Origin of the sequence: Bradyrhizobium sp. 139, assembly GCF_023074175.1 — a bacterium.
In the GTDB taxonomy this organism is placed as follows: domain Bacteria; phylum Pseudomonadota; class Alphaproteobacteria; order Rhizobiales; family Xanthobacteraceae; genus Bradyrhizobium.
This window is the reverse complement of the sequence record NZ_JADPKS010000045.1, coordinates 32,117-50,090: the sequence shown is the minus strand read 5'-3', so window position 1 is coordinate 50,090 and position 17,974 is coordinate 32,117. Positions and strand designations below refer to the sequence as shown.

At 65.2% G+C, this 17,974-nt stretch carries 15 protein-coding genes; 10 read left to right on the top strand and 5 right to left on the bottom strand.

The window, feature by feature from the left end:
* The first annotated feature begins 167 nt into the window (after positions 1–167).
* Together IVA80_RS11260 and moaB are read left to right on the top strand one after the other, a co-directional pair.
* A complete protein-coding gene (locus IVA80_RS11260; RefSeq protein ID WP_247429192.1) occupies positions 168–1,103 on the top strand; it encodes a neutral zinc metallopeptidase in 936 nt (311 codons plus the stop codon).
* Between the two features lie 179 nt (positions 1,104–1,282).
* On the top strand, positions 1,283–1,846 hold the full coding sequence (moaB, locus tag IVA80_RS11255; protein WP_247429189.1) for a molybdenum cofactor biosynthesis protein B: 564 nt from the start codon (positions 1,283–1,285) through the stop codon (positions 1,844–1,846).
* Positions 1,847–2,058: 212 nt separating this feature from the next.
* Here the strand turns inward: moaB and IVA80_RS11250 are convergent, their stop codons facing one another.
* Positions 2,059–3,045 carry a helix-turn-helix domain-containing GNAT family N-acetyltransferase gene (locus IVA80_RS11250; RefSeq protein WP_247429186.1) on the bottom strand — a complete coding sequence of 329 codons (987 nt, stop codon included), beginning with the start codon at positions 3,043–3,045 and terminating at the stop codon, positions 2,059–2,061.
* A gap of 62 nt (positions 3,046–3,107) precedes the next feature.
* A complete protein-coding gene (locus IVA80_RS11245) occupies positions 3,108–3,683 on the bottom strand; it encodes a glycosyl transferase (RefSeq protein ID WP_247429183.1) in 576 nt (191 codons plus the stop codon).
* A 335-nt stretch (positions 3,684–4,018) separates the two neighbouring features.
* On the opposite strand from IVA80_RS11245, the gene IVA80_RS11240 reads away from it, so the two are divergent.
* Positions 4,019–4,858: an RMD1 family protein gene (locus tag IVA80_RS11240; RefSeq protein ID WP_247429180.1), complete on the top strand. Its 840-nt coding sequence runs from the start codon at positions 4,019–4,021 to the stop codon at positions 4,856–4,858.
* A 314-nt stretch (positions 4,859–5,172) separates the two neighbouring features.
* On the opposite strand, the gene IVA80_RS11235 is transcribed toward IVA80_RS11240, so the two are convergent.
* Together IVA80_RS11235 and IVA80_RS11230 are read right to left on the bottom strand one after the other, a co-directional pair.
* A complete protein-coding gene (locus IVA80_RS11235; protein WP_247429177.1) occupies positions 5,173–6,369 on the bottom strand; it encodes an acetate/propionate family kinase in 1,197 nt (398 codons plus the stop codon).
* An 8-nt stretch (positions 6,370–6,377) separates the two neighbouring features.
* Positions 6,378–8,792 carry a phosphoketolase family protein gene (locus IVA80_RS11230; RefSeq protein WP_247429174.1) on the bottom strand — a complete coding sequence of 805 codons (2,415 nt, stop codon included), beginning with the start codon at positions 8,790–8,792 and terminating at the stop codon, positions 6,378–6,380.
* Between IVA80_RS11230 and IVA80_RS11225 the strand changes: the two genes are divergently transcribed.
* From IVA80_RS11225 to IVA80_RS11205, 5 genes are all read left to right on the top strand, one after another.
* Entirely contained in the window at positions 8,791–8,985 is a 195-nt protein-coding gene (locus IVA80_RS11225; protein WP_247429171.1) for a hypothetical protein, read from the top strand. The genes IVA80_RS11230 and IVA80_RS11225 overlap by 2 nt on opposite strands.
* 17 nt (positions 8,986–9,002) lie before the next feature.
* On the top strand, positions 9,003–10,166 hold the full coding sequence (locus tag IVA80_RS11220; protein ID WP_247429168.1) for a PA0069 family radical SAM protein: 1,164 nt from the start codon (positions 9,003–9,005) through the stop codon (positions 10,164–10,166).
* 23 nt (positions 10,167–10,189) lie between these two features.
* The gene (locus tag IVA80_RS11215) at positions 10,190–10,645 is read left to right on the top strand and encodes a VOC family protein (RefSeq protein ID WP_247429165.1); all 456 of its coding nucleotides are present in this window, start codon (positions 10,190–10,192) and stop codon (positions 10,643–10,645) included.
* A gap of 77 nt (positions 10,646–10,722) precedes the next feature.
* A complete protein-coding gene (locus IVA80_RS11210; RefSeq protein WP_247429161.1) occupies positions 10,723–11,568 on the top strand; it encodes a ribonuclease HII in 846 nt (281 codons plus the stop codon).
* A gap of 99 nt (positions 11,569–11,667) precedes the next feature.
* Positions 11,668–13,176, top strand: coding sequence for a glycosyltransferase family 39 protein (locus tag IVA80_RS11205; RefSeq protein WP_247429158.1), 1,509 nt, complete (start codon positions 11,668–11,670; stop codon positions 13,174–13,176).
* A 58-nt stretch (positions 13,177–13,234) separates the two neighbouring features.
* Here IVA80_RS11205 and IVA80_RS11200 read toward each other — a convergent pair whose 3' ends face one another.
* Complete coding sequence (locus IVA80_RS11200; RefSeq protein ID WP_247429156.1) at positions 13,235–14,050, bottom strand: uracil-DNA glycosylase; 816 nt, start codon at positions 14,048–14,050, stop codon at positions 13,235–13,237.
* A 135-nt stretch (positions 14,051–14,185) separates the two neighbouring features.
* Between IVA80_RS11200 and IVA80_RS11195 the strand changes: the two genes are divergently transcribed.
* Together IVA80_RS11195 and IVA80_RS11190 are read left to right on the top strand one after the other, a co-directional pair.
* Entirely contained in the window at positions 14,186–15,847 is a 1,662-nt protein-coding gene (locus tag IVA80_RS11195) for an electron transfer flavoprotein-ubiquinone oxidoreductase (RefSeq protein ID WP_247429154.1), read from the top strand.
* Between the two features lie 323 nt (positions 15,848–16,170).
* Complete coding sequence (locus tag IVA80_RS11190; protein WP_247429152.1) at positions 16,171–17,967, top strand: tetratricopeptide repeat protein; 1,797 nt, start codon at positions 16,171–16,173, stop codon at positions 17,965–17,967.
* The last annotated feature ends 7 nt before the right edge of the window (positions 17,968–17,974 follow it).

Below are 17,974 nucleotides of genomic sequence, written 5' to 3'. Positions count from 1 at the left end.
TCGACTCCCGGAAAAAATTGCTGGCACCGGCATGGTGTCGCACTAGGCAATTTTTGCCGGCCACGATATTGATAAGAGCAACGGAAATTTCTACGTGTGTGGCGCGTTGAGCTTTGGTTCCTGCGCGCCGACGAAACAGCATCAGGGACCCCACGGGGAAGGCCGCCATGCGCTACGATGATTTCCGCCGCAGCGACGACGTCGAGGATCGTCGCGACGATGGTGGTGGTGGCGGCGGAGGAGGCGGGTTCGGCCTGCCGATGGGCGGCGGCGGACTCGGCATCGGCACCATCATCGTGCTCGGCCTGGTCGGCTATGCCTTCGGCATCGATCCGCGCATCCTGATCGGCGGCGCCGAGATCCTCACCGGCGGCGGCCAGGCGCCGAGCTACCAGAGCGATCGCCAGTCGTCCTCGACCGCCAAGCGCGGCGCGCCGACCGACGAGATGGGCAGCATGATCTCCGGCATTCTCGGCGAGATCGACGACCGCTGGAGCGAGATCTTCCAGGCCTCGGGCCAATCCTACACCGGTCCGAAAGTCGTGCTGTTCCGCAACGCCACCAATGGCGGCCGCTGCGGCCGGGCAGAGTCGGCGATGGGGCCGTTCTATTGTCCGCCGGACCGCACCATCTTCCTCGACACCGGCTTCTTCCGCGAGGTCGAGACGCGCTTCCGCGGCTGCTCCGGCAAGTCCGCCTGCAACTTCACCACCGCCTACATCATCGCCCATGAGGCTGGCCATCACATCCAGAACCTGCTCGGCATCATTCCGCGCGTGACGCGGCTGCAGCAGCAGGCCGGCAGCAAGGCCGAGGCCAATGCGCTCCAGGTGAAGGTCGAATTGCAAGCCGACTGCCTGTCCGGCGTCTGGGTCAATCGGGAGGCGAAGAAGCGTCCGAATTTCCTCGAGCCCGGTGACATCGACGCCGCGCTGACCACCGCGAGCGCGATCGGCGACGATACGCTGCAGCGCCAGGCCACGGGACGCGTCGTGCCCGATTCCTTCACCCACGGCTCGGCAGCGCAACGCAAGCAGTGGTTCATGACCGGCTACCAGCAGGGCACGGTCCAGGCCTGCAACACGTTCGGCGGCGGGGCGTAGTCGTTATCCGTCATTCCGGGCGTGCGCAGCGCGAACCGGAAGCCAGAAGTAGTGGCGTCATCCCGAGGTGCTCGCCTCTTCGGTGAGCCCAAGAGGAGGACGAGGCCCCCGGCCCATCCTTCGAGGCGTGCAAGGGCACTCAGGATGACGGCGGCGGGCGCGGAAGCAGGAGTGAAGTCGTGGCCTCAATCGACGAAACAAAGCAGTTCATCCCGCTCAACATCGCGGTGCTCACCGTCTCTGACACGCGCGTGCTCGCCGACGACAAGTCCGGCCAGACACTCGCCGATCGTCTCACCGCGGCGGGCCATCATCTTGCCGCGCGCGAGATCGTCACCGACGACGTCGAGGCGATCCGCGCCGCTGTCCGTCGCTGGATTGCTGATTCCGGCATCGACGTCATCATCACCACCGGCGGCACCGGCTTCACCGGACGCGACGTCACGCCGGAGGCGATCGAGCCGCTGTTCGAGAAGCGCATGGACGGATTCTCCATTGCATTCCACATGCTGAGCCACGCCAAGATCGGGACGTCGACGATCCAGAGCCGCGCCACCGCGGGCGTTGCCGGCGCGACCTACATCTTCTGCCTGCCCGGCTCGCCCGGCGCCTGCCGCGACGGCTGGGACGGCATCCTGAAAGCCCAGCTCGACTACCGCACGCGCCCCTGCAACTTCGTCGAGATCATGCCGCGCCTGGACGAGCATCTGCGAAGAGCAAAGGCACAGGGCGCGACGGTGTAGAAGCAGATGATGGCTCTTCTTTCCTTCTCCCCTTGTGGGAGAAGGTGGCGCGAAGCGCCGGATGAGGGGTTCTCTCCGCGGACACGGATACTCGCGGAGGCAGACCCCTCACCCAAGTGAGTGCGCGTCCACCAGCGTCGCTGCCCTCTCCCACAAGGGGCGAGGGCACATCAATCGGCATCTCGCCGTAACCTGCATCTCGCCTCGCGCGATCAGAGATCCCGCTCCCAGGTCTCGCCAACCAAATTCTGCCCAAAGCTGCGATGCGGCTCGGTCGCAACGAGCTTGAAGCCGGCGCCCTGGTAGATGCCTCGCGCGGCGACCAGGATGCTCTGCGTCCACAGCGTCATCCGCCGATAGCCGCAGGCGCGTGCGAAGGAGACGCATTCGGCGACGAGCCGTTGGCCCAGCCCTTGTCCTCGCGCGGCCGGATCGAGCAGCAACAGGCGCAGCTTGGCGACGTCGTCGCTGGCCTTGACCAGAAACACCGAGCCGACCGGCCGGCCCTCGATGTCGGCGATCCAGCAGCGCTCGCGCGATGGATCGTAGCAGGTCATGTATTTGGCGACGATCTCGGCGACCAGCGCCTCGAAGCCGGAATCGAAGCCGTATTCGCTGGCGTAGAGCGCGCCGTGGCTCTGCACCACCCAGCCCATGTCGCCGGGGCGCGGATCGCGCAAGATCGCGCGCGGAGCCGGCGTGCGCTGCAGCCTAAGCAGCTGCTCGATCGTCTCCATTGCGCCGGTGAGCTTCCTGCGCTCCTGGTCCGGCAGCGGCCGCAGCATCGCGGCGACGTCGTCCTGCGTGACGCGTTCGAGCTTGGCAAACGCCTGGCGACCCTTCGCGGTCAGGCTCAACTGAACCTGCCGGCGGTCGCTCGGAAGCGGCTTACGCACGATCAGCCCGCTCTCGTCGAAATTCTGCACGATGCGGCTGAGATAGCCGGCGTCGAGCCCGAGCGCGATGCCGATCTCCTTGGCCGGTTGCTCGCCGCCATGGGCGAGCTCGTAGAGCACGCGCGCCTCGCTCAGCGAGAACGGGCTCTTCAGGAGCTGCTGGTCGAGTACCCCGAGCTTGTGGGTGTAGAAGCGGTTGAAGGCGCGAACCGCCTGAACCTGGTTGTCGGCGACCTGTTCGGTCGCAAGACTTGATGAACGGCTTGATGGCGCCGGATTTGATGGCGAAAGGCTGGATGGCATGGCTCACCTCGATACGTGCCATTGTCAAACGATTATTTGACTTTGGCAAGTATTGCGTGGCTTCAGCCGACCATGACGATCCGGCTGCGCAGCATGATCCGGGACGAGCGGCCGAGCCGCCGGAGTAGGCGGGCCTCGGAGCGGCGGGCCTGGGGCGGGTAGCCGCCGATCCGGTCGTAATGATCACGGGCGATCAAAAGTCCCTGATCGCCGAACGGACCGACGAGCTTGCGCGTCACCGCGCGGATGAGATCGCGGAATCCGGTATCGGAGTAAGGTGAGCGCGCATAGCGGAACACCGCCGCACGGTCCCGGCCGCTGGTCGAGACGCTCTGGATGAATTGGGTGGTCTCCTCGATCCAGCCCGTTTCCAGCACGGCGCCTGCGGGGAGGAACATCAGCCAGGGCGAACGGGCCTGGAGCGCGCCGGCGGCGAGCGCGGCGCCCTGCGAGTATCCCTCGAAGCCGATGAAACGGCAGCCAGCAACGTCCGCAACGCGCTCGATGACGCCATTGCGGGTGCCGTCGACCAGGAGCACTTCACGGATGACGCCCGCGGCGGCACCGGGTACCAGCGCGGCGAGAGTTGCGACCGCCGTCTGCTCGACGCCTTCGGTCGGAATGATGACGCTCAGCATGATTGAAGCTTCAGTGTCTGCACTTCGGGAGAAGCGTAGCTCTTTATGATGTTGTCATAAACACGCGGCGTTGCCGAGTGCAACTTTTCGGCGGCGTTTGGGCGTACGATGGTAAACTGCCAGAGCCGTCGCATCCACCAAATGTGTCCCACGCCGGGTGCCAATGTTGCCGATTGTTGCGGCACAAGCGCGTCTTGACGGTATTAACTCGGAGTTCTTGCCGATATTGCGTGGCATGCAGGCAGATCGCAAATCCTGCAAGCGGAGGATGCGTTGCCTGACGGACGGCGGGAACGCCAGAACTGTGCAAGCCTCGGTGCCGACGAGGGCTACGAATGAACGTCGATCAACTTGCTGTCAACATGCCGGCAACATCGCCCAAGCCGGACGGGGCGCCGACCTTGCGGATCCGCGCCGTGATGCTGGGTGAACGCATCAATGCCTCCGGCCTGGAGCTCGGCACGCTGGTATCCTCGACGCCGGTCGCCTTCCGCATCCATGCCGGCCTTGTGGTCATCTTCCGCTACGGCGTCGTGGTGTTGATCGGCCTGCTTCCATCGGAAGAGAAGGTGCTGATCGACAGCCTGAAGCCGCGGGTGATCGGCGAGCTCAGCCCTCATGAAGAAGAGACAGCGCAGGCGCAGTTGTGCAAGGACGAGAGCGCCGAGGCGATCCAGCCCGGCGGCCCGATCTGCCTGGCAAAGTTCTCCGACGACCGGTTGCTGCTGATTGCGGATGCGCTTGCCAAAAGCACCTCGCTCGCCCGCGACGAGCGGCGCGTCGCCGGGGTCTTCGACGTGATCGAGCCCTTCGCGCGCAAGCTCGCCGAGCAGGGCCGCACGCCGCCCCGGCGCAAGGGCATCTTGCAATTGATCGGCAATGCGCTTCTGGTCCAGCAGCGCGTCGCCGGCCGTGTCGCGGTGGCCGAGAAACCGGACGTGCTCTGGGAGAAGCCCGAGCTCGACCGGCTCTATGCCCGTCTCGAGGACGAGTACGAATTGAAGGAGCGGCTCGACACGCTGGAGCGCAAGCTCACCGCCGTATCGGAAACCGCAAACGCGCTCACCGACATCATCGACACCCAGCGCTCGCTCCGCCTCGAGATCGCGGTGGTGGTCCTGATCGTGATCGAGGTCGCGATCGGGTGCTTTCAGATTTTATCGGGGACGCATTAGAACGAACTTCGGTTGGATCTGTGCGAGCCGCGAGCGAGATGCGCGTTGCTGTGCCCTCGCCCCTTGCGGGAGAGGGCAGCACCGCAAGGAGACGCGAATTCACTCGGGTGAGGGGTTTCTCTCTCCGCGCGTTCGCATGGTGCGTTGTGATACGCGATGTTGCCGCATTCTTCGTCATTGCGAGCCAACGGGTCCGCGCGAAGCGCGGCCCGATGACGGGCTCCGCGAAGCAATCCAGAATCCCGCCCCAAAGCCAGGCTGGATTGCTCGCTTCGCCGCTTCGCTCGCAATGACGGGGTGGCTAACATCACGCGCTAATCGGATGACCTTTCCATCGCTCGCAGCATCGCCGCACAATGCCGAGCGATCGTCAGTTCCTCATTGGTGGGAATGACGAAAACATCGACGGCGCTATCGCCCCCGTTGATGCGCTCGCACGCCTCGCCGTTGGCCGCGGCATCGATGCGCACGCCGAGCCACGCAAGACGCTCGCCGATGGCGCTGCGGATTTCCTTGGCATGCTCGCCGACGCCGCCGGTGAAGACCAGGCCGTCCATCCCTCCAAGCGTGTTCGCCATCACCGCGACCTCCTGCGCCGCTCGGAAGGTGAAGAGATCGACCGCCTCGCGCGCTGCAGCCTCGCCGCGCGCGAGCAGCGCGCGCATGTCCGCCGAGATCCCGGAGACGCCGAGCAGGCCGGACTCGTGATAGAGCAGATGCTGGACGGCCTCGACAGACATGTTCTCGTGTTGTTGCAGATAGAGCAGCACGCCGGGGTCAATGGTGCCGCAGCGCGTGCCCATCACCAGCCCGTCGAGCGGCGTCAGTCCCATCGTGGTGTCGACGCTGCGACCATCGTGCAGCGCGCACAGGCTCGCGCCGTTGCCGAGATGCGCGATCACGGTGCGCTTCGAGGCGAGCTGCGGCGCGATCTCGGCGAGACGACCCGCGACATATTCGAAGGAGAGACCGTGAAAGCCGTAGCGCCGGATGCCACGCGCCTCATAGCGCCGCGGCATCGCGAAGCGGCTCGCGGGCGGCGCAATGCTGTGATGAAAGGCGGTGTCGAAGCAGGCGACCTGCGTCAGGTCGGGCTTTATCGCCCTGATGGTGCGGACCGGCGCCAGGCACCGCGGCTGGTGCAGCGGCGCCAGCGGCGTCAGCGCCTCCAGCTTTGCGTAGACATCGTCCTTGAGCTCCGCCGGGCCGGAATAGTCCGGGCCGCCATGAACGATGCGGTGACCGACGGCGCGCAGATCGAATTTGCCAAAATGATCCTCGATAAAGGCGAGCACGTCGGCGAACAGATGACCGCCGTCGACGTCTGGCGCCTCGCTCCGCGTCTCGAACAGGTCTTCGCCCCCAGGGCTTTTCACGACAAGCCGGGGCTTTGCTTCGTGCTCGTCGAGCAAGCCCTTGCAGAGCAGGACAGGCTCGGCCGCCGAGATCTCGAACAGGCCGAACTTGATGCTCGACGAGCCCGAGTTGAGGACGAGAACCGCGTCTGACATGGCGGCCGTCAATCGCCGGCTTCGGCCGGCGTGTTGCCGCCGGCGCTGTTCTGCCAGACCCATTTTTGGATTTCCGGCATGTCCTCGCCGTGTTCGCGCACATAGTGCGAGTGCTCGATCAGCTTGTCGCGGAATTGCTGCTTGACCTGCGCGGCCTTGGTCGCAAGCCCCGGCACGCGCTCGATCGCCTCGATCGCGAGGTGAAAGCGGTCGAGTCCGTTGAGCACGACCATGTCGAACGGCGTCGTCGTGGTACCTTCCTCGGCAAAGCCGCGCACATGCATGCCGGCATGGTTGGTGCGGTTATAGGTCAGCCGGTGGATGAGGTAGGGATAGCCATGATAGGCGAAGATCACCGGCTTGTCGCGCGTGAACAGGCTGTCGAAGTCGCGGTCGGAGAGGCCGTGCGGATGCTGCTCCTTTGGTTGCAGCGTCATGAGGTCGACGACGTTGACGACGCGAATAGCGAGCTCGGGCAGCGCCTTGTGCAGCAGGTCGACGGCGGCGAGCGTTTCCAGCGTCGGCACGTCACCGGCACAGGCCATCACCACGTCAGGCTCTTGTCCTGCTTCTTCCGTGCCGGCCCAGGTCCAGATGCCGATGCCGGCATCACAATGCGTGGCCGCTTCCTGCATCGAGAGCCATTGCGGCGCCGGCTGCTTGCCGGCGACGATGACGTTGATGCGGTCATAGGTGCGCAGGCAGTGATCGGCGATCCACAGCAAGGTGTTGGTATCAGGCGGAAAGTAGATGCGGACGATATCGGCCTTCTTGTTGGCGACGAGGTCGACGAAGCCGGGGTCCTGATGGCTGAAGCCGTTGTGGTCCTGCCGCCAGACATGCGAGGTGAGGAGATAGTTGAGCGAGGCGATCGGACGTCGCCAGGGCAGGTGCCGCGTCACCTTCAGCCATTTGGCGTGCTGGTTGAACATGGAATCCACGATGTGGATGAAGGCCTCGTAGCAGGAGAACAAGCCGTGCCGTCCCGTGAGCAGATAGCCCTCGAGCCAGCCCTGGCAGAGATGCTCGCTCAAGACCTCCATCACGCGGCCGTCCTGTGCGAGATGCACGTCGTAAGGCTCCGTCGGCTCCATCCAGACCCGTTCGGTTGCCTCGAACACCGCATCGAGCCGGTTTGACGCGGTCTCGTCCGGGCCCATGATGCGGAAGTTGCGCTCTTGCGCGTTGAGGCGGATGACGTCGCGCAGGAATTTGCCGAGCTCGCGGGTCGCTTCTCCGGTGACGCCGCCGGGCTGCGGCACGTCCACGGCGAAGCTGCGGAAGTCCGGCAGCTTCAGTTCCTTCTTCAGCAGCCCGCCATTGGCATGCGGATTGGCGCCCATGCGGCGGCTGCCGTCGGGCGCCAGCGCCTGGAGTTCGGGAACGAGGGCGCCGTTCGCGTCGAACAGCTTGTCCGGCTCGTAACTGCGCATCCAGTTTTCCAGCACTTTCAGATGCGCCGGATTCTCGCGGCAAGAGGAAACGGGCACCTGGTGCGCGCGCCAGAAACCTTCGACCTTCTTGCCGTCGACTTCCTTGGGGCCGGTCCAGCCCTTCGGGCTGCGCAGCACGATCATGGGCCAGCGCGGTCGTTCGATGCTCTTGCGCCCGTCGCGGGCGTGCTGCTGGATCGAGCGGATGCTGGCGAGCGCGACGTCGAGCGCATCCGCCATGGCCTGGTGCATCAGCTTGGGATCGTCGCCCGCGACGAACAGCGGCTCATGGCCAAGCCCGCGAAACAGATCGCGGATTTCCTCGTCGCGCATCCGCCCGAGCACGGTCGGGTTCGCGATCTTGTAGCCGTTGAGATGAAGGATCGGCAGCACCGCGCCGTCATGGACCGGGTTCAGGAACTTGTTCGAGTGCCAGGACGCAGCGAGCGGGCCGGTTTCGGCCTCACCGTCACCGACGACACAGGCGACGACCAGGTCGGGATTGTCCAGGGCCGCGCCATAGGCATGCACCAGCGCATAGCCGAGCTCGCCGCCCTCGTGGATCGAGCCCGGCGTTTCCGGCGCCGCGTGGCTCGGAATGCCGCCGGGGAAGGAGAACTGCCGGAACACCTTACGCAATCCGTCCGCATCGCGCGCAATGTCTGGATAGATCTCGCTGTAGCTGCCTTCCAGATAGGTGTTGGCCACCATGCCCGGGCCGCCATGGCCGGGGCCGCAGACATAGAGCATGCTGATGTCCAGCGCGCGGATGACGCGGTTGAGATGGGCATAAATGAAGTTCAAACCCGGCGTCGTACCCCAATGGCCGAGCAAACGCGGCTTGATGTGCTCGGGCCGCAGGGGTTCGCGCAGCAACGGATTGTCGAGCAGGTAGATTTGCCCGACGGAGAGGTAGTTCGCGGCGCGCCAATAGCGATCGAGGAGATCGAGGTCGCTGCTCACAGCGGCCGATTTTTGTTGATTTGTCATGTTCCTGCTGACCTTCACCCAAGCGATCGTCACCAACTTTGTTCCGGTGCGATTGATCCTGTCGGGTATCGAACGGGATCGCCACCACAGGTGTGTTGCGCGAGGTCAAGGGACCGCGCCCGAAATTTGGGCGGCTACTTTGCATGGGGTTGTTTTTCCGTTTTTTGTTTGTGTTCTTGATTTGTTCCTTTGACGTGCTATCTTGGCTTCATGAGTCCAGCATCCTCTCATGCTCTCAAGCACCCGCCGGTCACGGCGCCCTCCGAGCCGGCGGGTGCGCCTTCCGACTTTCCTGAGCTGGCGGTTGCCATCGACCGCCAGCGCAGGCGAGGCCGGGGCGCGCAGTCCAACGCCAGCGGCCGCTACGAGGCCGAGGCCCGCGTCGCCTTCGACGATGGCTGGCAGAGCCTGGAGGAGCTGCCGCCGTTCAAGACCACGGTCGGCATCGACACCTCGCGCAAGGTGATCACCCGCAACGATTCCCCCGATATCGGCTTCGACCGCTCGATCAATCCTTATCGCGGCTGCGAGCACGGCTGCGTTTACTGCTTCGCACGGCCAACCCACGCCTATCTCGGCCTGTCGCCGGGGCTCGACTTCGAGTCACAACTATTCGTCAAGCCCGAGGCGCCGGCGCTGCTGGAGAAGGAACTCGCCGCATCCGGCTACGAGCCGCGGATGATCGCGATCGGGACCAACACCGATCCCTATCAGCCGATCGAGCGCGAGCGCAAAATCATGCGCGGCATTCTGGAGGTGCTGGAGCGCGCCGGGCATCCCGTCGGCATCGTCACCAAATCGGCGCTGGTGGTGCGCGACATCGACATTCTCGCGCGCATGGCCAAGCGCAACCTCGCCAAGGTCGCGATCTCGGTCACCTCGCTCGATCCAAAACTCGCGCGCACCATGGAGCCCCGCGCCTCGACGCCGCCGAAGCGGCTGGAGGCGCTGAAGCAGCTCTCGGAGGCCGGCATTCCGACCACCGTGATGGTCGCGCCTGTGATCCCCGCGCTGAACGATTCCGAGATCGAGCGCATTCTCGACGCCGCTGCCCATGCCGGCGTCAAGGAAGCCTCCTACGTGCTGCTGCGGCTGCCGCTGGAGGTCCGCGATCTCTTCCGCGAGTGGCTGATGGCGAACTATCCGGACCGCTATCGCCACGTCTTCACGCTGATCCGCGACATGCGCGGCGGCCGCGACTACGATGCGAAATGGGGCGAGCGCATGAAAGGCACCGGCCCGATGGCCTGGACCATCGGCCGCCGCTTCGAGATCGCCTGCGACAGACTTGGACTGAACAAGCGGCGCTCCAAGCTGACGACCGATCACTTTGCCAGGCCGAAGCGGAACGGCGATCAGCTCAGCCTGTTCTGATCGAGAAGTGGACGAGGCGTAGCATGAGTAAGGAACTCCCGGTCCCGGTGCCGCGGCTCACCGTGATCACACTGGGTGTGAGCGACATTCGCGCCAGCATCGCCTTTTACGACACGCTCGGTTTTTCGCGCCGTTTGAAGGCGACCGGTGAGGCCGTGGCTTTCTACGATACCGGTGGCCCGGTGCTCGCTCTGTATCCCTGGGATCAACTCGCGGCCGACGCCAGATTGCCGGACAATCCGAGGCCAGCGACCTTCCGCGGCATGACGCTCTCATGGAACTGCGCGACGCGCGAGGAGGTGGACAGCGTGCTGGCCTTCGCGGTCGACAAGAGAGCGGTATTGCTGAAACCCGCGCATGAGACCGATTACGGCGGTTATTCCGGCTATTTCGCAGATCCCGACGGCCATCCCTGGGAAGTCGTGGTCGCGCCAGGCATCGAGGTCGGTGAGGACCGGCGAGTGCATCTGGCCGAGTAGGGCGGTTGGCCTGAATAACGGGAATTGTCCAGGGTTCCCGGTTGCGCCCGCCGGGCCACTTGCGCACGATCCCGACCATGATTCGGGACAAGTCCGCCAAGAAGCCGGCCAAAGACGCGCCAAAGAGGGACGCCGCCAAGAAGGCAGCGCCTGCGAAGGCGGCCAAGGCGTCGGCTGGTAAGACCCCGGCCGCCCGGCCGAGCGCCATCATCGCCATTGCTGCCCCGAGCTTCCGCCGCGAGCGCGGGCTGATCAAGCGCGGCGTCTGGCCGGTTGCGGGCTGCGACGAGGCCGGCCGCGGGCCACTCGCCGGACCCGTGGTCGCAGCCGCCGTGATTCTCGATCCCGATCGCATTCCCCGTGGCATCGACGATTCCAAGCGCCTGACGGCCGATGAGCGCGAAAGACTGTTCGACAAGATCTGCGCCACCGCGCAGGTCTCGGTTGCCGTCGCCTCGCGCTCGCGAATCGACCGCGACAATATTCTGCGTGCCTCGCTGTGGGCGCTGAGGCGCGCCGTGGTGGCGCTGCCCGAGGCACCGCGGCATGTGTTTGTTGACGGCCGCGACCGGCTCGACACGCCTTGCGATTGCGAGGCGGTCATTGGCGGCGACGGCATCGTCCTGTCAATCGCGGCAGCCTCGATCGTCGCCAAGGTGACGCGCGACCGCCTGATGTGCGCGCTGGCGCAGGACTGCCCCGGCTACGGCTTCGAGCAGCACAAGGGCTACGCCGTCCCGGATCATCTCGACGCGCTCGACCGCCTCGGTCCCACCGTCCACCACCGCAGCTTCTTCGCCCCCGTCGCCGCCGCCCGCGCCAAGCACATGCCCTGGACGGTCGAGCCGGCGCAGGACTTGTTTGCGGTCACCGAGGTCGAGGTGCAGGTCGACGTCGAAATCGATGCTTCAGCGAGCCTCTAGCGTAGACTGTCGTTGCCACGACGCGCAGCGCGCTTTATCAAAACAGGCGTGAGCGATTAGGGCCGGCTGGACGGGTTGGCTGCATCTTTCGGACGTTGCATGCGGTTTACCTCCCTGATCATCGAGCTCATTCGCGCCCGGCCGCGACTGATCGTATGGATCGCCGTGCTGCTGCAGGCCGCGATGTGGCTGTTCGTGGCGCTGGTGTTTTATCGCAGCCCACCCGGCTCCCTTGCAACCCTGCTGGCCTTCGGTCGCGAGTATCAGGTCGGCACTGATCTTGGCCCGCCGCTGCCAGTCTGGCTTGCCGACATCGCCTATCGCGCCGCCGGCGGCCACGTGTTCGGCGTCTATGTGCTCGCCGAACTCTGCGAGATCGCGACTTTCATCGCGCTCTATTACCTCTCCCGCGCCGTGGTCGGCTCGCAGCAGGCGGTGCTCGCCGTGCTGCTGACCATGACGGTACTGGCCTTCTCCTCGCCCGCGCTCGACTTCGGCCCCCTGGTGCTGGCGCGACCGCTCTGGACGCTGCTGCTGCTGCATTCCTGGCAGATCATCGGCCAGCGCCGCGGCCCTGCATGGTTTGCCTGGTCGATCGAGGCGGGCCTTTTGCTGTTAACGACGCCCGCGGCGATCCTCCTTCTCCCGCTGCTCGTGGTCTTCGCGATCTCGACGGCCAGTGGCCGCCGGACGCTGCGCGCGCTCGATCCGCTGTTCGCGCTGATCGTCGTCGCGGTGCTGGCGCTGCCCTACGCGATCTGGCTGATGCGTGCCGAGACGCTGGTCCTGCCGACATTGCCGCAAGTCCTCGAGCTCAACGCCCGCGCGCTGCAGGCGGCCTGGCTGCTCGGCGGGCTCGTGCTCGGGGCCGCGGCGATCCCGGCGCTGACCTTTCTCAATGCCGGCCTGTTCGTCGCCAAGGGCGAGGAAGCGCCGATCATCTACCGGCCGCCGGTCGAGCCGCTCGCGCGCAACTTCGTCTATTTCTTCGCGCTGGCGCCCGCGCTCGGCGCGGTTCTGATCTCCGGCGTGCTCGGGCTCGACGCCGTCGTCGGCGGCGCCGGCGTCGTGCTGGTCATGTCGGGGCTTGCCGTGGTCGTGGCGGCTGGCGATCTCATCGCGATGCGCCGCGCGCGGATGCTGCGGATGGTGTGGGCTGCCGCCGTCGTGGCCCCCGCAATCGGCGTCGTGCTCGCCGTGCTGCTGATGCCCTGGACTGGCACTGGCGAGATCGCGACCTCGATGCCAGCATGCGCGATCTCGGACTTCTTCGACGAGAGTTTTGCCCGCCGCACCAATCATCGCCTGCGCGCGGTTGCCGGCGAGACTCAGCTTGCGAGCCTGATCACGCTGCATTCCGGCCGGCCACATCTCTTCATTGATGCCGAGCCCGCGCGTACGCCGTGGATGAATCAGGCCAAATTCAGCGAGACCGGCGGCGTCGTGGTCTGGCGCGCCTCCGACACCGCCGGCACCCCACCGCCGCAAATCCTCGCGCGCTTTCCCGGCATCGTGCCCGAAGTGCCGCGTGCCTTCGAATGGCTGGTGACCGGCCGTCAGCAGCTGCTGCGCATCGGCTGGGCCATCGTGCGGCCGAAGGGGACGTAAGCAGGTGTCATTCCAGGGCGCGGCAAAGCCGCGAGCCCCGGAATGACGGCGTGCATAGCTACGCTGAACCGCCCGCCAGCACCTTCGCGATCGCGCGCAGATCCTGCCAGGCCAGGCGCTTGTAGGACGGCGAGCGCAGCAGATAGGCTGGGTGGAACGTCGGCAGCGCGCGAATGGTGCGCTGGCCCGTCTCGTAGTCGAACCAGCGGCCGCGGGTGCGCATGATGCCTTCGCGCGTCGACAGCAGCGTCTGCGTCGAGGGATTGCCGAGCGTCACCAGCACATCTGGATTTACCAGCTCGATCTGGCGCTGGATGAAGGGCAGGCAGATTTGCGTCTCCTGCGGCGTCGGCGTGCGGTTGCCGGGCGGCCGCCAGGGAATCACATTGGCGATGTAGGCAGTGGTGCGGTTGAGCCCGATCGCGCCGAGCATGAGGTCGAGCAGCTTTCCGCTGCGACCGACGAAGGGCAGCCCCTCGATGTCCTCGTCGCGGCCCGGTGCCTCGCCGACGAACATGATATGCGCCTGTGGATTGCCGTCGGCGAACACCAGCCGCGTCGCAGTGTGTTTTAGCGCGCAGCCTTCAAAGCTCTGCATCAGTTCGCGTAGTGCCTCCAAGGTCGGCGCGGTGCGCGCGACCTCGCGCGCCGAGGCGATCGCGATATCGGGCGCGGGTGCGGCCTCGCCGCGCATCACCGCGGGCGCGGCGACAGGGCGCGGTGCCTCGACCTGAGATGCCGCGCGCAGCGCCGGAGGCGGGGCGTCCCCTTCCGCCAGGCGGTCAATCGGTTCCTCCGCGAGCGCGCAATCGACCCCGGCCTCCAGATAGAAGGCGAGAAGCTCTCGGACGGTGGGGGCGGGTTCGAGGATCATGGGAAAGTCTGACTATTAGTTCAGTTTAGGGCGCCTTGCATCCCCGTGAAACGCATTTCCGTGGTTGTCCTACCCGGAAAAATCGGAAACAAGAGGACGCAAACGACCGAGGACCGTGTCAAGGGCTGAGATCAGATGAGCACCGAAGAACTTCCCCCGCGCGAATCCATGGAATTCGACGTCGTCATCGTCGGCGCCGGCCCGTCTGGCTTGGCGGCTGCGATCCGGCTGAAGCAGCTCAACGCCGATCTCAACGTCGTCGTGGTGGAGAAGGGCTCCGAGGTCGGCGCGCATATTCTCTCCGGCGCGGTGATCGACCCGGCCGGGCTCGACAGGTTGATCCCGGACTGGCGCGAGGATTCCGACTGCCCGCTGAAGACGCAGGTCAAGGACGACCGCTTCTACTGGATGACGGGCGGCGGCGCGATCAGGCTGCCGAACTTCGTGATGCCTCCGCTGATGAACAATCATCACTGCTATATCGGCTCGCTCGGCAATGTCTGCCGCTGGTTGGCGCGCAAGGCCGAGGCGCTCGGCGTCGAGATCTATCCGGGCTTTGCCGCCGCCGAGGTGCTCTATGACGAACAGGGTGCGGTGAAAGGCATCGCCACTGGCGATATGGGCATCGGGCGCGACGGCAAGCCGAAGGACTCCTTTACACGTGGCATGGAACTGCTCGGCAAGTACACCCTCTTTGCCGAAGGCGCCCGTGGCAGCCTGACCAAGCAGCTCATCGCGAAGTTCGCACTCGATTCCAATAGCGAGCCGGCGAAGTTCGGCATCGGGCTGAAGGAAGTCTGGCAGATCGATCCCGCCAAGCACCAGAAGGGCATGATCCAGCATTCCTTCGGCTGGCCGCTCGACCTGAAGACCGGCGGCGGCTCGTTCCTCTATCATTACGACGACAATCTCGTCGCCGTCGGCTTCGTCGTGCATCTCAACTACGACGATCCATATCTGTCGCCGTTCGACGAGTTCCAGCGCTTCAAGACCCATCCCGCGATCCGCGGCACCTTCGAAGGCGCCAAGCGGCTCGCCTATGGCGCGCGCGCCATCACGGAAGGCGGCTACCAGTCGGTGCCGAAGCTCACCTTCCCCGGCGGCGCACTGGTCGGCTGCGCGGCGGGGTTCGTCAACGTGCCCCGCATCAAGGGCGTGCACAATGCGATGGGCACCGGCATGCTCGCCGCCGAGCATGTCGCGGCCGCGCTCGCCGCCGGTCGCGCCAACGACGAGATCGTCGACTACGAGAACGCGTGGCGGTCCTCGTCGGTCGGCAAGGATTTGTTCCTGGTCCGCAACGTCAAGCCGCTATGGTCGAAGTTCGGTACCGTGCTCGGCGTCGCGCTCGGCGGCTTCGACATGTGGTGCAACACGCTGTTCGGCGCATCGCTGTTCGGTACCCAGTCGCATCGGAAGCCCGATCGCGCCACGCTCGATCCGGCCAAGCAGCACGCTCCGAAGAACTACCCGAAGCCGGATGGCAAGATTACCTTCGACAAGCTGTCGTCAGTGTTCCTGTCTAACACCAATCATGAGGAGGACCAGCCGGTCCATCTGAAGGTCACGGACATGAACCTGCAGAAGACCTCGGAGCATGACGTGTTCGCCGGTCCCTCGAATCGCTATTGCCCGGCCGGGGTCTATGAATGGATCGAGGAGGGCGCGGCGCCGCGCTTCCAGATCAACGCCCAGAATTGCGTCCACTGCAAAACCTGCGACGTGAAGGACCCTAACGGCAACCTCACCTGGGTTCCGCCGGAGGGCGGCGGCGGCCCGAACTACGAGGCGATGTAGGCCAAGGTCATCGAGATAGGGACAATATGCCCAAGGTTACATGAACCAGGCATTGTGACGCACATTCGCGTGAGGACGGGGCTACCACCGGCGCTCGCGGCCACGATAAGGCCATACTACCGGCGTCTTGGGGCGCTCTTGGCGGATTCACTTGGCCGATTTGGACCTGCGGAGGGGATCGCCCGGTCCGAATCCTTGCGGCGAAGCGCCAAAAGCGGCATTGTCGGCCTGACGGTTCCGGGTCCCGATGCCACCGGCCGCGTTCGCATGCGATACGGCCTTCTGCTGCAAACCCAGGCACTACCAACTCAAGGCGAGCCCTGATGCTTTCAAATCGTTTCAACCGCTGGACTGTTGCCGCTATCGCCCTCATGGGCACTGCGATCGCGACGGTCCCCGGCGCGGTCCTGGCGCAGACGCCGGACCATCCGTCCGATACGGCGGCGCAATTTCCGACCCGGAACGATTTGAAGTCGCTGACGACCTCCGGCAGCTATCTCGCTGCCCGCCATGCCAGCGTCGAGCGCGATGCGGCTTCGGCCGCCGCCTTTTACCGCTCGGCGCTCCGCAGCGATCCCAAGAACAATGAGCTGCTCGATCGCGCCTTCATCTCGTCGGTTGCCGACGGTGACATCGACGAGGCGGTCAAGCTCGCCGAGCGCATCCTCACCATCGACAAGACCAACCGGGTCGCGCGCCTCGTCGTCGGGGTGCACGATCTCAAGACGAAGAAATACGCCACCGCGCAGACCAACATCAACCAGTCGATCCGCGGTCCGATCACCGATCTCGTCGCCACACTGCTGTCGGGCTGGGCCGCCTATGGTGCCGGCGATGCCAAGGGCGGTGTCGCCACCATCGACAAGCTCGCCGGTCCGGAATGGTATCCGCTGTTCAAGGACCTCCATGCCGGCATGATCCTCGAGCTCTCCGGCAAGGAGAAGGACGCCGGCACCCGCTTCGAGCGCGCTTACAAGCTCGACGATTCCATGCTGCGCGTCACCGAGGCCTATGCGCGCTGGCTGTCGCGCAACAAGGATTCCGCGGCCGCGACCACCGTCTACCAGGCTTTCGACAAGAAGCTTGCCCGCCATCCGCTGATTGTGGAAGGCCTGCGCGACACCAAGGCTGGCAAGAAGATGCCGCCGCTGGCCGATTCCGCGCAAGCCGGTGCGGCCGAAGCGCTCTACGGCATCGGCGCCACGCTGACCCGCCGCGGCGGCGAGGATCTGGCGCTGGTCTATCTCCAGCTCTCGCTTTATCTCCAGCCGACCCATCCGCTGGCGCTGCTCTCGCTCGCCGATCTCTATGAATCGGTGAAGCGCCCGCAGATGGCCATCAAGGTTTATGAACGGGTGCCCGCGACCTCGCCGTTGAAGCGCAATGCGCAGATCCAGCTCGCCATCGATCTGGATTCCGCCGACCGCACCGACGAGGCGATCAAGATCCTCAAGGGCGTCACCTCGGACGATTCCAAGGATCTCGAAGCCATCATGGCGCTCGGCAATATCGAGCGCGGCCGCAAGAAGTTCGGCGATTGCGGCGCGACCTATTCGCGGGGCGTCGACGTGCTGCCGGCCGGCAACGACAAGGCCAACAGCGTCTGGTATTATTATCGCGGCATTTGCGAGGAGCGCTCCAAGGAGTGGGGCAAGGCCGAAGCCGACATGAAGAAGGCGCTCGAGCTCCAGCCTGACCAGCCGCACGTCCTCAACTATCTCGGCTATTCCTGGATCGACCAGGGCGTGAATCTCGACGAAGGCATGAAGATGATCAAGCGCGCCGTCGAGCAGCGTCCCGATGACGGCTACATCGTCGACTCCCTCGGCTGGGCCTATTACCGCATCGGCAATTACGAAGAGGCCGTGAAGAACCTCGAACGCGCGATCGACCTCAAGCCCGAGGATCCCACCATTAACGATCATCTTGGCGACGCCTATTGGCGTGTCGGCCGCACGCTGGAAGCCAAATTCCAGTGGTCGCACGCCCGCGATCTCAAGCCCGAGCCGGATGACCTTCCGAAGATCGAGGCCAAGATCGCCAACGGTCTCACCGAAGACAATTCGAACTCTTCGGCGGCGCAGGCCGAGAAGAAGAAGGATGACGGCAGGGGCGGCTAGTCTGAGC

Excerpts from the sequence above, each read along its gene's own strand:
- IVA80_RS11190 (WP_247429152.1), top strand. The coding sequence starts at position 16,171 with ATGCTTTCAAATCGTTTCAACCGCTGGACTGTTGCCGCTATCGCCCTC.
- IVA80_RS11205 (WP_247429158.1), top strand. The coding sequence starts at position 11,668 with ATGCGGTTTACCTCCCTGATCATCGAGCTCATTCGCGCCCGGCCGCGA.
- IVA80_RS11250 (WP_247429186.1), bottom strand. The coding sequence starts at position 3,045 with ATGCCATCCAGCCTTTCGCCATCAAATCCGGCGCCATCAAGCCGTTCA.
- IVA80_RS11225 (WP_247429171.1), top strand. The coding sequence starts at position 8,791 with ATGTTCCTGCTGACCTTCACCCAAGCGATCGTCACCAACTTTGTTCCG.
- IVA80_RS11195 (WP_247429154.1), top strand. The coding sequence starts at position 14,186 with ATGAGCACCGAAGAACTTCCCCCGCGCGAATCCATGGAATTCGACGTC.
- IVA80_RS11200 (WP_247429156.1), bottom strand. The coding sequence starts at position 14,050 with ATGATCCTCGAACCCGCCCCCACCGTCCGAGAGCTTCTCGCCTTCTAT.
- IVA80_RS11260 (WP_247429192.1), top strand. The coding sequence starts at position 168 with ATGCGCTACGATGATTTCCGCCGCAGCGACGACGTCGAGGATCGTCGC.
- IVA80_RS11230 (WP_247429174.1), bottom strand. The coding sequence starts at position 8,792 with ATGACAAATCAACAAAAATCGGCCGCTGTGAGCAGCGACCTCGATCTC.
- IVA80_RS11235 (WP_247429177.1), bottom strand. The coding sequence starts at position 6,369 with ATGTCAGACGCGGTTCTCGTCCTCAACTCGGGCTCGTCGAGCATCAAG.
- IVA80_RS11210 (WP_247429161.1), top strand. The coding sequence starts at position 10,723 with ATGATTCGGGACAAGTCCGCCAAGAAGCCGGCCAAAGACGCGCCAAAG.
- IVA80_RS11215 (WP_247429165.1), top strand. The coding sequence starts at position 10,190 with ATGAGTAAGGAACTCCCGGTCCCGGTGCCGCGGCTCACCGTGATCACA.
- IVA80_RS11245 (WP_247429183.1), bottom strand. The coding sequence starts at position 3,683 with ATGCTGAGCGTCATCATTCCGACCGAAGGCGTCGAGCAGACGGCGGTC.
- IVA80_RS11220 (WP_247429168.1), top strand. The coding sequence starts at position 9,003 with ATGAGTCCAGCATCCTCTCATGCTCTCAAGCACCCGCCGGTCACGGCG.
- IVA80_RS11240 (WP_247429180.1), top strand. The coding sequence starts at position 4,019 with ATGAACGTCGATCAACTTGCTGTCAACATGCCGGCAACATCGCCCAAG.